The sequence below is a fragment of the Pseudomonas sp. R4-34-07 genome (assembly GCF_003852375.1).
Lineage (GTDB): Bacteria > Pseudomonadota > Gammaproteobacteria > Pseudomonadales > Pseudomonadaceae > Aquipseudomonas.
This window is the reverse complement of sequence record NZ_CP027760.1, coordinates 2,375,778-2,389,672: the sequence shown is the minus strand read 5'-3', so window position 1 is coordinate 2,389,672 and position 13,895 is coordinate 2,375,778. Positions and strand designations below refer to the sequence as shown.

The following is a 13,895-nucleotide window of genomic DNA, read 5'->3' as shown; positions in this document are numbered from 1 at the left end:
GCATGACCCTCAGCGCCGTCAGCCTCGGCGCGCAAACCCTGACCATTGCCACCGTCAACAACAGCGACATGATCCGCATGCAGAAGCTTTCGAAAACCTTCGAGGCCGAGCATCCGGAGATCAAGCTGAACTGGGTGGTGCTCGAAGAAAACGTGCTGCGCCAGCGCCTGACCACCGACATTGCCACCCAGGGCGGACAGTTCGACGTGTTGACCATCGGTATGTACGAAGCCGCACTCTGGGGCGCCAAGGGTTGGCTGGAGCCGATGAAGGACCTGCCGACTTCCTACGACCTCGATGATGTGTTCCCTTCGGTACGCGACGGCCTGTCGGTCAAAGGCTCGCTGTACGCCCTGCCGTTCTATGCCGAAAGCTCGATTACCTATTACCGCACCGACCTGTTCAAGGACGCCGGGCTGAGCATGCCCGAGCATCCGACCTGGAGCCAGATCGGCGAATACGCGGCCAAACTCACCGACAAGAGCAAAGAGCAATACGGCCTGTGCCTGCGCGGTAAAGCCGGCTGGGGCGAAAACATGGCGCTGATCACGACGTTGGCCAACGGCTACGGCGCACGCTGGTTCGACGAGAAGTGGCAGCCGCAATTCAATGGCCCCGAGTGGAAAGACGCGCTGAATTTCTACGTCGACAACATGAAGAAATCCGGCCCGCCGGGTGCGTCCAGCAACGGTTTCAACGAAAACCTGGCGCTGTTCAACAGCGGCAAGTGCGCGATCTGGGTGGACGCCAGCGTGGCGGGCTCGTTCGTCACCGACAAGAGTCAGAGCAAAGTGGCCGAGCATGTCGGCTTCACCTTCGCTCCACATGAAAAGACCGACAAGGGCACCTCGTGGCTGTACTCCTGGAGCCTGGCGATCCCCACCAGCTCCAAGGCCAAGGACGCCGCCAAGGTGTTCACCACCTGGGCCACCTCCAAGGAATATGGCGCATTGGTCGCCAAGACCGACGGCGTCGCCAACGTACCGCCAGGCACCCGTCAATCCACCTACAGCGACGCGTACATGAAGGCCGCGCCGTTCGCCAAGGTGACCCTGGAATCGCTGAAAGTCGCGGACCCGACCAAACCCACCGAAAAACCGGTGCCGTATATCGGTATTCAATTGGTGACCATTCCTGAGTTCCAGGCGATCGGTACCCAGGTCGGCAAATTCTTCTCCGGCGCGCTGACCGGCCAGCAGACGGTCGATGCCGCACTGACGGCCGCACAGACCACCACCGAGCGGGAAATGAAGCGGGCCGGTTACCCCAAGTAACCCCCGATCCTGTAGGAGCGAGCTTGCTCGCGAAAAAGGTACATCCGACGCCGCAATGCGCCTGGAATACCTTCGCGAGCAAGCTCGCTCCTACAGGGGTTTTGCGCACCTGTCCCTAACCGGTCTCGAATACCATGAATACAACACCCAAAAACCGCCTGGCCAACCCCGGCTGGTTCCTCGTCAGCCCCTCGGTGGCCTTGCTGCTGCTGTGGATGATCGTGCCCCTGGGCATGACCCTGTACTTCTCCTTGATCCGCTACAACCTGCTCTACCCCGGCGAAAACCAGTTCGTGGGGCTGGAGAACTTCACCTACTTCGTCACCGACTCGGGCTTCCTGCCCGGCGCCACCAATACGCTGTTGCTGGTGGGCAGCGTGCTGCTGATCAGCGTGGTGTTCGGCGTGCTGATCAGTGCGCTGCTGGAGGCCAGTGAGTTCTTCGGTCGCGGCCTGGTGCGGGTGTTGTTGATTTCGCCGTTCTTCATCATGCCCACCGTCGGCGCGTTGATCTGGAAGAACCTGATTTTTCACCCGGTGTCGGGGATTCTCGCTGCGGTGTGGAAGTTCTTTGGCGCAGAACCCGTGGACTGGCTGGCGCACTACCCGCTGCTGTCGATCATCATCATTGTGTCGTGGCAATGGCTGCCCTTCGCCATTCTGCTGCTGATGACCGCCATGCAGTCCCTCGACCAGGAACAAAAGGAAGCCGCACGCCTGGACGGTGCCGGCGCCATCGCGATCTTCTGGCACCTGACCCTGCCGCACTTGGCCCGCCCGATTGCCGTGGTGGTGATGATTGAAACCATCTTTTTGCTCTCGGTGTTCGCCGAAATCTTCACCACCACCAACGGTGGCCCCGGTTACGCCTCGACCAACCTCGCCTACCTGATCTACAACCAGGCGCTGGTGCAGTTCGACGTGGGCATGGCCTCGGCCGGCGGCTTGATCGCCGTGGTCATCGCCAATATCGCGGCGATCATCCTGGTGCGGATGATCGGCAAAAACCTGACTGACAAGCCTTGAGGGCCGCGCCATGACGCTTCAACAATCCCGCCGCCTGCAAAGCCTGTTGCTCGGCACCCTGGCCTGGGCAATCGCGATCCTGATTTTCTTCCCGATCTTCTGGATGGTGCTGACCAGCTTCAAGACCGAAATCGACGCGTTCGCCACGCCGCCGCAGTTCATCTTCACGCCGACGCTGGAGAACTACCTGCACATCAACGAGCGCAGCAACTACTTCGCCTACGCCTGGAACTCGGTGCTGATTTCGTTCAGCGCCACCGCCCTGTGCCTGCTGATTTCGGTGCCGGCCGCCTACTCCATGGCCTTCTACGAGACAAAGCGCACCAAGGGCACGCTGCTGTGGATGCTGTCCACCAAGATGCTGCCGCCGGTGGGCGTACTGATGCCGATCTACCTGTTGGCCAAGAGCTTTGGCCTGCTCGATACGCGCATTGCGCTGATCATCATCTACACCCTGATCAACCTGCCGATCGTGGTGTGGATGGTTTACACCTACTTCAAGGACATTCCCAAGGACATCCTCGAAGCCGCACGTTTGGATGGCGCCACCCTGTGGCAGGAAATGGTGCGGGTGCTGCTGCCGATCGCCAAGGGCGGCCTGGCCTCCACCGTGCTGCTGTCGCTGATCCTGTGCTGGAACGAAGCCTTCTGGTCGTTGAACCTGACGTCATCGAGCGCCGCGCCGCTGACCGCGCTGATCGCCTCCTATTCCAGCCCCGAAGGCTTGTTCTGGGCCAAATTGTCCGCCGTGTCGACCCTGGCCTGCGCGCCGATCCTGATTTTCGGCTGGATCAGCCAGAAACAACTGGTGCGCGGCCTGTCCTTTGGCGCCGTCAAATAATAATTCCAAGCGGAGGGCCCATCATGGCCAACCTGAAAATCAAGAATCTGCAAAAAGGCTTCGAAGGTTTTTCCATCATCAAGGGCATCGACCTGGAAGTGAACGACAAGGAATTCGTGGTGTTCGTCGGCCCGTCGGGCTGTGGCAAATCCACGCTGCTGCGGCTGATCGCCGGCCTTGAGGAAGTCAGCGAAGGCACCATCGAGCTGGACGGGCGCGACATCACCGAAGTGACCCCGGCCAAGCGTGACCTGGCGATGGTGTTCCAGACCTACGCCCTGTACCCGCACATGAGCGTGCGCAAGAACATGTCGTTCGCCCTGGACCTGGCCGGCGTCGACAGGCAACTGGTGGAGAGCAAGGTCAACGAAGCGGCGCGCATTCTGGAGCTGGGCCCGCTGCTGGAGCGCAAGCCCAAGCAGCTCTCCGGCGGCCAGCGCCAGCGCGTGGCGATTGGCCGGGCGATTGTGCGTAACCCGAAGATCTTCCTGTTCGACGAGCCGCTGTCCAACCTCGACGCCGCCCTGCGCGTGCAGATGCGCCTGGAGCTGGCACGCCTGCATAAAGAGCTGCAGGCGACCATGATCTACGTGACCCACGACCAGGTCGAAGCCATGACCCTGGCCGATAAAGTCGTGGTGCTCAACAGCGGGCGCATCGAACAGGTCGGCTCGCCGCTGGACCTGTACCACCAGCCGGCCAACCTGTTTGTGGCGGGCTTTCTCGGCACGCCGAAGATGGGTTTTCTCAAGGGCAAGGTCACGCGTGTCGAAGGCCAGGGCTGTGACGTGCAACTCGACGCCGGCACCCTGATCAGCCTGCCGCTCAGTGGCCCGACCTTGAGCGTGGGCAGCGCAGTCACCCTGGGCATTCGCCCGGAACACCTGGAAATCGCCACGCCGGGTCAAACCACCCTGACCGTCACCGCAGACGTCGGCGAACGCCTGGGCAGCGACACCTTCTGCCACGTCATCACCGCCAACGGCGAGCCTTTGACCATGCGCATTCGCGGCGACATGGCCAGCCAATATGGCGAAACGCTGCACCTGCACCTCGACCCGGCCCACTGCCATCTGTTCGACACCGAGGGCGTGGCCGTAGCCCGCCCCCTGCGCGCCGCCGCCTGATTTCGCGAGTATTACGTTATGAAGCTGAATAAACAGAACCTCACCCAGTTGGCGCCCGACGTGAAAGTGCCGGCCTATGCCATCGCCAGCACCTCCCAGGGCATTGCGCATATCGGCGTGGGTGGTTTCCACCGCGCGCACCAGGCGTTTTACACCGACGCCTTGATGAACACCGGCGAGGGCCTGGACTGGAGCATCTGCGGCATTGGCCTGCGGGCCGAAGACCGCAAGGCCCGCGACGACCTGGCCGGCCAGGATTATCTGTTCACCCTGTATGAACTGGGCGACACCGACGACACCGAAGTGCGCGTGATCGGCGCGATCAGCGATATGTTGCTGGCAGAAGACGGCGCCCAGGCCCTGATCGATAAACTGGCCGAGCCGGCCATCCGTATCGTCTCGCTGACCATCACCGAAGGCGGCTATTGCATCGACGACAGCAACGGCGAATTCATGGCCCACCTGCCGCAGATCCAGCATGACCTGGCGCACCCCGGCGCACCAAAGACCGTGTTCGGCTTTCTCTGCGCCGCGCTGACCCAACGCCGCGCCGCCGGCACTGCAGCGTTCACGGTGATGTCCTGCGATAACCTGCCGCACAACGGCGCCGTCACCCGCAAGGCCCTGCTCGCATTCGCCGCGCTGCACGATGCGCAACTGCATGACTGGATCGACGCCAATGTGAGCTTTCCGAACGCCATGGTCGACCGCATCACGCCAATGACCAGCACCGCCCACCGCCTGCAACTGCATGATGAGCACGGCATCGACGATGCCTGGCCGGTGGTGTGCGAACCCTTTGTGCAATGGGTGCTGGAAGACAAGTTCGTCAACGGCCGCCCGGCCTGGGAAAAGGTCGGCGTGCAGTTCACCGATGACGTGACGCCTTACGAAGAAATGAAGATCGGCCTGCTCAACGGCAGTCACCTGGCCCTGACGTACCTGGGCTTTCTCAAGGGCTACCGGTTTGTTCACGACACCATGAACGACCCGCTGTTCGTCGCCTACATGCGCGCCTACATGGACCTCGACGTCACGCCACACCTGGCACCGGTGCCGGGCATCGACCTGACGGCGTACAAGCAGACCCTGGTCGACCGCTTCTCCAACCAGGCGATTGCCGACCAGCTGGAACGGGTGTGCTCGGACGGTTCGTCGAAGTTTCCCAAGTTCACCGTGCCGACCATCAACCGCCTGATTGCCGATGGGCGTGAGACTGAACGCGCGGCGCTGGTGGTGGCCGCCTGGGCCTTGTATTTGAAGGGTGTCGACGAAAATGGCGTGGCCTATACGATTCCCGATCCGCGTGCCGCGTTCTGCCAGGCGCTGGTCAGTGATGACGCCCTGATCAGCCAGCGTCTGCTGGGGGTTGAAGAGATTTTCGGCACGGCTATTCCCAACTCGCCTGCATTTGTGGCAGCGTTCGAGCGGTGTTATGTGAGCCTGCGTGACAACGGCGTCAGCGCGACCCTACAGAACCTCCTGAACAAACTGGCTTGAAATGTGGGAGGGGGCTTGCTCCCGATAGCGGTATATCAGTCACAGATTTATCAACTGAACCACTGCTATCGGGAGCAAGCCCCCTCCCACATTTGACTGTGTTACCACTCCAACAATAAGACTGCTGAGCAAATCATCATGACCCAGCAAAACCTGTTCCTCGGCATCGACTGCGGCACCCAGGGCACCAAAGCCATCGTCCTCGACGCTTCCAGCGGCAAGGTGCTGGGCCTGGGCGCCGCCGCGCACACCTTGATCAGCGGCGCCAATGGCCGGCGTGAGCAACACACCCAGGAATGGCTGGACGCCTTCACCGAAGCCACCCACCGCGCCCTGCAACAGGCCGGGGTGGACGGCCAGGACATCCTCGGCATCGGTGTTTCCGGCCAGCAACACGGCCTGGTGTTGCTCGATGCCCAGGGTCAGGTGCTGCGCCCGGCAAAGTTGTGGTGCGACACCGAAACCGCTGCGGAAAACGAGCGCCTGCTGCACCATCTGGGCGGCGAAAGCGGCTCGCTGGAGCGCCTGGGCGTGGCTATTGCGCCAGGCTACACGGTGTCCAAACTGCTCTGGACCCGTGAACAGCACCCGGACCTGTTTGCGCGCATCGCCCATATCCTGCTGCCCCACGACTACCTCAATTACTGGCTCACCGGCCGCGCCGTCGCCGAATATGGCGATGCCTCGGGCACCGGCTACTTCAACGTGCGCCGCCGTGAATGGGACGTGGCGCTGCTCGCGCACATCGACCCCAGTGGTCGTCTGCAGGCGGCGCTGCCTGAGCTGATTGAAGCCGATCAAGCAGTGGGCACGATCCTGCCGGCTATCGCCGAGCGGCTGGGCATCAACCCCAACGCGGTGGTCGCCAGCGGCGGCGGCGATAACATGATGGGCGCCATCGGCACCGGCAACATCGCTCCTGGGGTGATCACCATGAGCCTGGGCTCATCGGGCACCGTCTACGCCTTTGCCGACCAGCCCAACGTCAGCCCCCAGGCGTCGGTCGCCACTTTCTGCGCATCCAGCGGCGGCTGGTTACCCTTGATCTGCACCATGAACCTGACCAACGCCACCGGGGTGATCCGCGAGCTGTTCGAACTCGACCTGCACGCCTTCAATGCCCTGGTCGAGCAGGCCCCCATCGGCGCGGACGGGGTGAGCATGCTGCCGTTCCTCAACGGCGAACGGGTGCCCGCCCTGCCCCAGGCCACCGGCAGCCTGCACGGCCTGACCATGACCAACCTGACCCGCGCCAACCTGTGCCGCGCGGTGGTCGAAGGCACCACTTTCGGCTTGCGCTATGGCCTGGACCTGCTGCGCCAGACCGGCCTGCAAAGCCTGCGCATCCGCTTGATCGGCGGCGGCTCGAAAAGCCCGCTGTGGCGGCAGATGGTCGCCGATATCATGAACACCGAAGTGGTCTGTACCGAACAGAGCGAGGCCGCGGCCCTGGGCGCGGCGATCCAGGCGGCGTGGTGCCAGTCCGGCGAATCCCTGGCCAGCCTGTGCGACAAATGCGTGAGCCTGGACCCGGCCAGCCGTACCGTGCCGGTGCCGGCCAACGTGAGCGCCTATCAACAGGCCTATGAGCGCTATCAACAGCTTGTGGCAACCCTTTAAGAGCGAGTGACTATGTATCTGGTGTGTGGTGAAGCGCTGTTCGATTTTTTCAGCGAGGAGGATGCCGACGGGCAGGCTGCCAAGCTCAATTACACGGCGATTGCCGGCGGTTCGCCGTTCAACGTGGCGGTGGGCCTGCGCCGCTTGGGAATCGAGTCCGGGTTCTTCGCCGGGATCTCCCATGACTACCTGGGCCGGCGCTTGCTACAGGTGCTCAAGGACGAAGGCGTGAGTGAAGATTTCCTGGTGCCCTTTGACGCGCCGACCACCCTGGCCATGGTGGCCGTGGGCGCCAATGGTTCACCGCAATACAGCTTTCGTGGCGAAGGCTGCGCAGACCGGCAACTGCAGATGACGCACCTGCCGCCCTTGGGTGATGAGATTCGCGGGCTGCATGTGGGCTCGTTTTCCCTGGTGGTACAGCCGATTGGCGACACACTGCTGGCGCTGGTCAAGCGCGAAAGCGGCAAGCGCCTGATCAGCCTCGACCCTAACGTACGGCTGAACCCGCAACCGGACATCCAGCTGTGGCGCGACCGTGTGACGGAGTTGGTCAAGCATGCGGATTTGATCAAAGTCAGCGATGAAGACCTGCACCTGCTCTACCCCGAGCAGTCCCCCGAAAGCGTGCTGCAAGGCTGGCTGCAACACCGCTGCCAGTTGGTATTTCTCACCCGTGGCGGCGATGGCGCCAGCGTGTTCAGCCGCCGCCACGGCAACTGGTCGCAACCGGCAATCGACATCGTGATGGCCGATACGGTCGGTGCCGGCGACACCTTCCAGGCGGCGCTGATCGCCTGGTTGACCGAGCACCGCTTGGACTCGGTCGCGGGGCTGCAACAGCTCAGCCGCGAACAGATCGACGCCATGCTCGGCTTTGCGATTCGCGCCGCGGCGCTGACCTGCACCCGCACCGGGCCGGACCTGCCTTACCGCAGCCAGCTCGGCTGAGCGCCCCACAGGCCATGCACTGCGTGGCCTGCAACCTTTTGTCAGAAATTTCACCGATGAACGAGGTGTGTGCTAGACCAAAGAACAGCAGTAATAAAAACACAACGTAGGACACGTTATGACCAAGGTCTCAGGCTTTCCAACCCGAGCCGTTATTGCTGTCGGCATCCTTTCACTGCAGTACATCACCCCCCAGGCCGCGCATTCCGCGTGTGCCTTTACCCCAGGCCCCGGCGACGATACCTACGTCTGCGACAGCGGCACCAGCACCGCCGGACTCACCGATCTTCAGGGCAACAATCGTCTGTCGCTGCCCGCCGGTGGTACGGGAACCGTCAACGGCCCTGTCACGTTCGGCGCGGGCGAAGATCGAATCCTGATTGATGACGGCAGTATCCTGGGTGCTGTGCAACAAGGCCCCGGCATCGATGACTTCGTGATGAACGGCGGGCGAATTCCTTCTCTGGCCCAGGGCGATGGCCTCGACACCTTTCTGATAACCGGCGGCGTCATCGAAAGAGAATTCGTCGACGGTGACGTGGCGAGACAAACCGGCGGCACCATTGGCCGGGTCGACATGAAGCTGGACGATAACGTATACGAGATGACCGGCGGCGAGATCCTCGGCAACCTGGTCACCGGGTTCGGCAAGGACAGGATCGACATCTCGGGAACAGGCAGCGTAGGCGGCAACATCAGCACCAGCGGCGGCGATGACATCATCAGGGTGAGCGGCGGCGTGATCAAAGGTGAAATCCGCGCCAGTTTCGGCAACGACACATTCACCTGGCGCAACGGCGGTGAGATCCAGTCTTCAGTATTGATGGGCGATGGTGACGATACCGCCTTGCTCAGCGGCCTTACTGAAAGCCGGTTGGCCGCCACGCCGTCGATTGACGGTGGTCTGGGCAATGATCAGCTGACATTGGATAACACCACCTCCGGCAACGCTGCGCGCTATGTCGGCTGGGAGACGGTCAACCTCAATAACGCCTCGCGTTTTGACTTGGCCGGTGACTTTTTCCTCGGCGACAGCACCAGCAACACCGGTACGTTCAACATCGATGGCAGCAGCACCCTGGCCGTGACGCAAGGCGCCATTCGCCCCTACACCACCGGCCAATTGGCCACGCTGAACAACGCCGGCACGATCGACATGACCACCGGCAGCGCCAGTGCCGCCGATGCGCTCACGGTGCATGGCAATTACGTGGGCAACAACGGTCAACTGTGGCTGCAAACCGTGCTCGGTGACGACAGCTCCGCCACCGACAAGCTGGTGGTGTCCAATGGCACGCTCAGCGGCCATACCCAGTTGGCCGTGACCAACCTCGGCGGTGCCGGTGGCTTTACCCAGAACAGCGGCATCGAGGTGGTCCAGGCCGTCAACGGCGCGGTCAGCAGCACGGATGCCTTCGCCCTCAAGGGCTCGGTGTCGGCCGGTGCCTATGAATACCGGCTGTTCAAAGGTGGCGTGACCGCCGGCACGGAAAACAACTGGTACCTGCGCTCCTCGGTGGTGGCCGTGCAGCCACCCGCCGTGCCGCCAGTGCCGCCCACTCCGCCAGTGGTGGTGCCGGTTCCGCCGATTCCGCCGACGCCGCCGGTGGTCGACCCCGATGAACCCCCGGTGGAGCCACCAACCGCGCAACCGGTCGCGCCGATCGAGCCCCCGGCGCCACCGCCGAGCCAAGTCGCGGCAGCCACTTCACCGCAATCGGCCGCCAGCAACCCGGCCGTGCCGACGGCGGTGCCCGGTGCCGAACCTATCGCGCTGTACCGTTTGGAAGTGCCGGTGTACTCGGTAGTGGTCCCGGCCGCGCAAGTCATGACCCGCATGGCCCTGGGCACCTTCCATGACCGCCAGGGCGAGCAAAGCCTGCTCAGCGAAACCGGCGCGGTGCCGGCCGGCTGGGCGCGGGCCTATGGCAGCGACTTCAACAAGCGTTGGTCGGGCACCGTATCGCCAAGCTTCGACGGCAGCGTCAAGGGCTATCAGGTGGGGCACGACCTCTACGCTGCGCACACCAGCGGTGGGCAACTGCAACGGTTTGGCTTGTTCGTCGGGCAGAGTCGCTTGAACGGCGACGTCAAGGGGTTTGCCGAAGGCTTCCAGGATCGGCGCTCGGGACGGGTGAAACTGGATGGCGACAATTTCGGCGCCTACTGGACCTTGACCGGCACCGAAGGTGGGTACGTCGATGTGGTCACGATGTTCACGCGCCTGGACGGTGAAAACAAATCCGACCGTGGCGTGAAGATGAACACCAAGGGCCACGCCCTGGCGCTGTCCGCCGAAGCGGGTTATCCGATCACCCTGTCCGAGCAGTGGGTGGTGGAGCCCCAGGTCCAGGTGATCCGCCAGACCATCGACCTGGACAGCCAGCACGACGGCATTTCCAAGGTAGCGTTCGATTCCCAGGAATACTGGACCGGCCGTGTTGGTGCACGCCTCAAGGGCCGCCAACTGGTGGGCAACACCCCCATCGAGCCCTACGTGCGCGCCAATGCCTGGCGTACGTTCGGCGGCAGGGACACGGTGACTTACGATGATGTGGACCGCATCAAGAGTGATCACAAGGCGTCCACCGCCGATGTGGGCGTAGGGATTGTCGCCCGATTGTCTTCAACGGTGAGCGTTTACCTGGCGGCGGACTACACCACCAACCTGGATGGCAACGCCCAGGAGGGCGTGAGCGGCAATGCCGGGGTGCGTATGAGTTGGTGAAGACCGTATGGTTTGAGGGCCTGGCAACTACCAGGCCCACAGGTCAGCGTTGAACGAAGCACACCCTTAAAATCTGCGCCCTCCTGCTCGTTGCAGGACAGGCGTGTGGCTGTGCTTGAGGTCTTCACGCAGTTCAGCGATCAGGTTGCAAATGGCGCGGCTGCTGTCGAGTTTGTCGGCGTTTATACCCTTGACCTCCAAGTCCACTCGATCACGGTCGCGGTCGTCGTACACCCGGATCGTCAGTGAAGCGTCTTCGGCTTTGGTGCATTCACACCGCTTAGGCAGGAAACTTCCTTCAATAATGCTGCGAAGCTCTAGTTCCGAAAGCATGGCTAACCTCTCCTTTGTTGAGACTGCCAATGGTTTTATGAGTATCCGGCAGGCACTTGCCTGCCACGTCTTGCCGGCCCTGGAAGACGCCTACAGAAATAAGCCTACTCGGCAAAATCTCCTGCTGTTGTAACCATTCTTCATAAGCGCTGACGGCGCTTATATATGAAAAATCTGACTGTCTGCATCCTCGGCGAACCACTTCGATTAAACGTTTAACCCACAGGACGCGTGCGCAGGCCGGTTTTTCCAGCAACATATGGCAACCAATTCATCTGTCGTCGTTGGGTCGAGAGGGACTTACGCAAACCATACGAAACATATACGCTTTGTATATCAACCCAACACAGTGAAGCTTATGGGCATCGTCAAGATCACCGACCAACTGCACGAACAGCTGCGCCTGGCCAGCGCCGCGATGGACCGCTCCATCAACGCTCAAGCCGAGTTCTGGATCAAGATCGGCCTACTGGCTGAACTCAATCCCCACCTGCCCTACAACGAGCTGATCAACAAGCTGTTGCTGGACAAACCCGACCTGATCCGAGGGCGCAGCCAATGATCAAGACGCCACAGCAGCTGGTGGTCATGCGCGAAGCCGGGCGCCTGCTGGCCCAGGTGTTCAGCATGCTCGACACCTTTGTCGTCGCCGGCCGCTCCACTCTGGAGCTGGACAGCGCCGTCGAAACCTTCATCCGCCAGGAGCTCAAAGCCCGCCCGGCCAGTCTCGGGCAATATGACTACCCCTTCTGCATCAATACCTCGATCAACGAAGTGGTGTGTCACGGCATGCCCAGCGCCACGCAATTGCTCAAGGATGGCGACATCATCAATATCGACATCACCCTGGAAAAAGGTGGCTTTATCGCCGACTCCAGCAAGATGTACATGATCGGTAATGTCTCACCCAAGGCGCAGCGCCTGGTGGAGATGACCTTCGAGGCCATGTGGGCGGGCATCCGCCAGGTGCGGCCCGGCGCCCGCCTGGGTGATATTGGCCATGCGATCCAGCACCATGCGCACACCAATGGCTACAGCGTGGTGCGTGAATACTGCGGCCACGGCATTGGCCAGGAAATGCACGAAGAGCCGCAAATCCTGCACTTCGGCCGCCCCGGCACCGGGCTGGAGCTGCGCGAAGGCATGGTGTTCACCATTGAACCGATGCTCAACCAGGGCAGCGCGAAGGTGCGCAGCCTCAAGGATGGCTGGACGGTGGTGACCAAAGACAACAGCCTCTCGGCGCAATGGGAACACACGGTAGCGGTGACGGCCGATGGGTTCGAAGTATTGACGCTGCAAGCGAGCGCTTGAACCTCAAGCCACCTGCTTGATCGCGGCCTTGGCCTCCAGCTCACGCACCAGCGGCAACACGCGTTTACCGAAGTACTCCACCTCTTCCTGGAAATGCAGGAAACCGGCCAGCACCAGGTCCACGCCCACCGCCTTGAGCGCCACGATGCGCTCGGCGATCTGCTGCGGTGTGCCGATCAGGTTGGTCTTGAAGCCGTCGTTGTACTGCACCAGGTCTTCAAAGCTGGACTTGGCCCAGTTGCCCTCGCCTTCCGGCGATGCCTTGCCGGCTTGTCTGGCCGCGTCACCGAAGGCGTTGACCGCTTCCGGGTCGGCTTTATCGATGATCTCGGCGAGCACGGCACGCGCTTCTTCCTCGGTGTCGCGGGCGATCACGAAGGCGTTGACGCCGACTTTGACCGAATGGTTATTCGCCGCCGCCTTGGCGCGGATGTCATCGACCTGGGCCTTGATGCCTTCCGGGGTATTACCGTTGGTGAAGTACCAGTCCGACACCCGTGCGGCCATGTCCCGCGCCGCCCGCGAACTGCCGCCCTGGAACACCTCGGGCTGGCCCAGCGGCTTGGGCTTGAGGGTGTAGTTGTTGAAGCGATAGAAGTCGCCCTTGAAGGTGAAATCGTCCTGGGTCCAGATGCCTTTCAAGGCGCGGATGAATTCTTCGGAGCGGCGATAGCGCTCATCGTGTTCCAGCCAGGGTTCACCGATCGCCTGGAACTCGCCCTTGAACCAGCCACTGACGATATTCACCGCGATACGCCCGTTGGTGAGCTGGTCGATGGTTGCCAGTTGCTTGGCCGCCAGCGCCGGTTGCCACGGACCCGGCAGGATCGCCGCAATCACCTTGAGGGTGGTGGTCGCCGCCAGCAGCGCGTGGCTGAAGGCCACCGACTCGTGCTGGTTTTCGGCGCCGTAGCCGGCGGTGAAGCGGATCTGGGTCAGGCCATATTCGAAGCCGGCGGCTTCGGCCAGTTGCGCCAGTTTACGGTTGTAGTCGATGCCCCAGTGGGTACGTTGTTCGATCTTGCTGACCACCAACCCACCGCTGACGTTGGGCACCCAATAGGCAAATTTCACGGCTTGCTGACTCATTGAACAGTTCCTCGCACACAGGGATGTACCCAGGGCTTGAGCAGCAAGTGTGCCAGTCACGGTTAAACGCCGTGGCCGTGCGGGTTGCGGCGC

At 62.1% G+C, this 13,895-nt stretch carries 12 protein-coding genes; 10 read left to right on the top strand and 2 right to left on the bottom strand.

Annotation, left to right across the window (positions count from 1 at the left end; translation table 11 throughout):
- Nucleotides 1-2 precede the first annotated feature (2 nt).
- The 8 genes from C4J85_RS11055 to C4J85_RS11020 all read left to right on the top strand — a co-directional run bounded on the left by C4J85_RS11055 (nucleotide 3) and on the right by C4J85_RS11020 (nucleotide 11,066).
- Nucleotides 3-1,274 carry a sugar ABC transporter substrate-binding protein gene (locus C4J85_RS11055; RefSeq protein ID WP_372240632.1) on the top strand — a complete coding sequence of 424 codons (1,272 nt, stop codon included), beginning with the start codon at nucleotides 3-5 and terminating at the stop codon, nucleotides 1,272-1,274.
- 134 nt (nucleotides 1,275-1,408) lie between these two features.
- Nucleotides 1,409-2,299 carry a carbohydrate ABC transporter permease gene (locus tag C4J85_RS11050; RefSeq protein ID WP_065952553.1) on the top strand — a complete coding sequence of 297 codons (891 nt, stop codon included), beginning with the start codon at nucleotides 1,409-1,411 and terminating at the stop codon, nucleotides 2,297-2,299.
- Between the two features lie 10 nt (nucleotides 2,300-2,309).
- Complete coding sequence (locus C4J85_RS11045) at nucleotides 2,310-3,140, top strand: carbohydrate ABC transporter permease (protein WP_003233033.1); 831 nt, start codon at nucleotides 2,310-2,312, stop codon at nucleotides 3,138-3,140.
- A gap of 23 nt (nucleotides 3,141-3,163) precedes the next feature.
- Entirely contained in the window at nucleotides 3,164-4,267 is a 1,104-nt protein-coding gene (locus C4J85_RS11040) for an ABC transporter ATP-binding protein (protein WP_124409587.1), read from the top strand.
- An 18-nt stretch (nucleotides 4,268-4,285) separates the two neighbouring features.
- Entirely contained in the window at nucleotides 4,286-5,767 is a 1,482-nt protein-coding gene (locus C4J85_RS11035) for a mannitol dehydrogenase family protein (RefSeq protein ID WP_124409586.1), read from the top strand.
- 138 nt (nucleotides 5,768-5,905) lie between these two features.
- Nucleotides 5,906-7,387, top strand: coding sequence for a xylulokinase (gene xylB / locus C4J85_RS11030; RefSeq protein WP_124409585.1), 1,482 nt, complete (start codon nucleotides 5,906-5,908; stop codon nucleotides 7,385-7,387).
- Nucleotides 7,388-7,399: 12 nt separating this feature from the next.
- Nucleotides 7,400-8,338 carry a carbohydrate kinase gene (locus C4J85_RS11025; RefSeq protein ID WP_124409584.1) on the top strand — a complete coding sequence of 313 codons (939 nt, stop codon included), beginning with the start codon at nucleotides 7,400-7,402 and terminating at the stop codon, nucleotides 8,336-8,338.
- Between the two features lie 118 nt (nucleotides 8,339-8,456).
- Complete coding sequence (locus C4J85_RS11020) at nucleotides 8,457-11,066, top strand: autotransporter outer membrane beta-barrel domain-containing protein (RefSeq protein WP_124409583.1); 2,610 nt, start codon at nucleotides 8,457-8,459, stop codon at nucleotides 11,064-11,066.
- Nucleotides 11,067-11,132: 66 nt separating this feature from the next.
- On the opposite strand, the gene C4J85_RS11015 is transcribed toward C4J85_RS11020, so the two are convergent.
- Nucleotides 11,133-11,399 (bottom strand): DUF1652 domain-containing protein, encoded by a 267-nt coding sequence (locus C4J85_RS11015; protein ID WP_124366667.1) that lies wholly within the window; start codon nucleotides 11,397-11,399, stop codon nucleotides 11,133-11,135.
- A 358-nt stretch (nucleotides 11,400-11,757) separates the two neighbouring features.
- On the opposite strand from C4J85_RS11015, the gene C4J85_RS11010 reads away from it, so the two are divergent.
- Together C4J85_RS11010 and map are read left to right on the top strand one after the other, a co-directional pair.
- On the top strand, nucleotides 11,758-11,961 hold the full coding sequence (locus tag C4J85_RS11010) for a ParD-like family protein (RefSeq protein WP_124362422.1): 204 nt from the start codon (nucleotides 11,758-11,760) through the stop codon (nucleotides 11,959-11,961).
- Complete coding sequence (map, locus tag C4J85_RS11005; protein ID WP_124409582.1) at nucleotides 11,958-12,713, top strand: type I methionyl aminopeptidase; 756 nt, start codon at nucleotides 11,958-11,960, stop codon at nucleotides 12,711-12,713. The genes C4J85_RS11010 and map overlap by 4 nt, the downstream gene beginning before the upstream one ends.
- A 3-nt stretch (nucleotides 12,714-12,716) precedes the next feature.
- On the opposite strand, the gene sfnG is transcribed toward map, so the two are convergent.
- Entirely contained in the window at nucleotides 12,717-13,802 is a 1,086-nt protein-coding gene (gene sfnG / locus C4J85_RS11000) for a dimethylsulfone monooxygenase SfnG (protein WP_124409581.1), read from the bottom strand.
- Between the last annotated feature and the right edge of the window lie 93 nt (nucleotides 13,803-13,895).

Excerpts from the sequence above, each read along its gene's own strand:
- xylB (WP_124409585.1), top strand. The coding sequence starts at position 5,906 with ATGACCCAGCAAAACCTGTTCCTCGGCATCGACTGCGGCACCCAGGGC.
- C4J85_RS11010 (WP_124362422.1), top strand. The coding sequence starts at position 11,758 with ATGGGCATCGTCAAGATCACCGACCAACTGCACGAACAGCTGCGCCTG.
- map (WP_124409582.1), top strand. The coding sequence starts at position 11,958 with ATGATCAAGACGCCACAGCAGCTGGTGGTCATGCGCGAAGCCGGGCGC.
- sfnG (WP_124409581.1), bottom strand. The coding sequence starts at position 13,802 with ATGAGTCAGCAAGCCGTGAAATTTGCCTATTGGGTGCCCAACGTCAGC.
- C4J85_RS11040 (WP_124409587.1), top strand. The coding sequence starts at position 3,164 with ATGGCCAACCTGAAAATCAAGAATCTGCAAAAAGGCTTCGAAGGTTTT.
- C4J85_RS11050 (WP_065952553.1), top strand. The coding sequence starts at position 1,409 with ATGAATACAACACCCAAAAACCGCCTGGCCAACCCCGGCTGGTTCCTC.
- C4J85_RS11025 (WP_124409584.1), top strand. The coding sequence starts at position 7,400 with ATGTATCTGGTGTGTGGTGAAGCGCTGTTCGATTTTTTCAGCGAGGAG.
- C4J85_RS11015 (WP_124366667.1), bottom strand. The coding sequence starts at position 11,399 with ATGCTTTCGGAACTAGAGCTTCGCAGCATTATTGAAGGAAGTTTCCTG.
- C4J85_RS11055 (WP_372240632.1), top strand. The coding sequence starts at position 3 with ATGACCCTCAGCGCCGTCAGCCTCGGCGCGCAAACCCTGACCATTGCC.
- C4J85_RS11045 (WP_003233033.1), top strand. The coding sequence starts at position 2,310 with ATGACGCTTCAACAATCCCGCCGCCTGCAAAGCCTGTTGCTCGGCACC.
- C4J85_RS11035 (WP_124409586.1), top strand. The coding sequence starts at position 4,286 with ATGAAGCTGAATAAACAGAACCTCACCCAGTTGGCGCCCGACGTGAAA.
- C4J85_RS11020 (WP_124409583.1), top strand. The coding sequence starts at position 8,457 with ATGACCAAGGTCTCAGGCTTTCCAACCCGAGCCGTTATTGCTGTCGGC.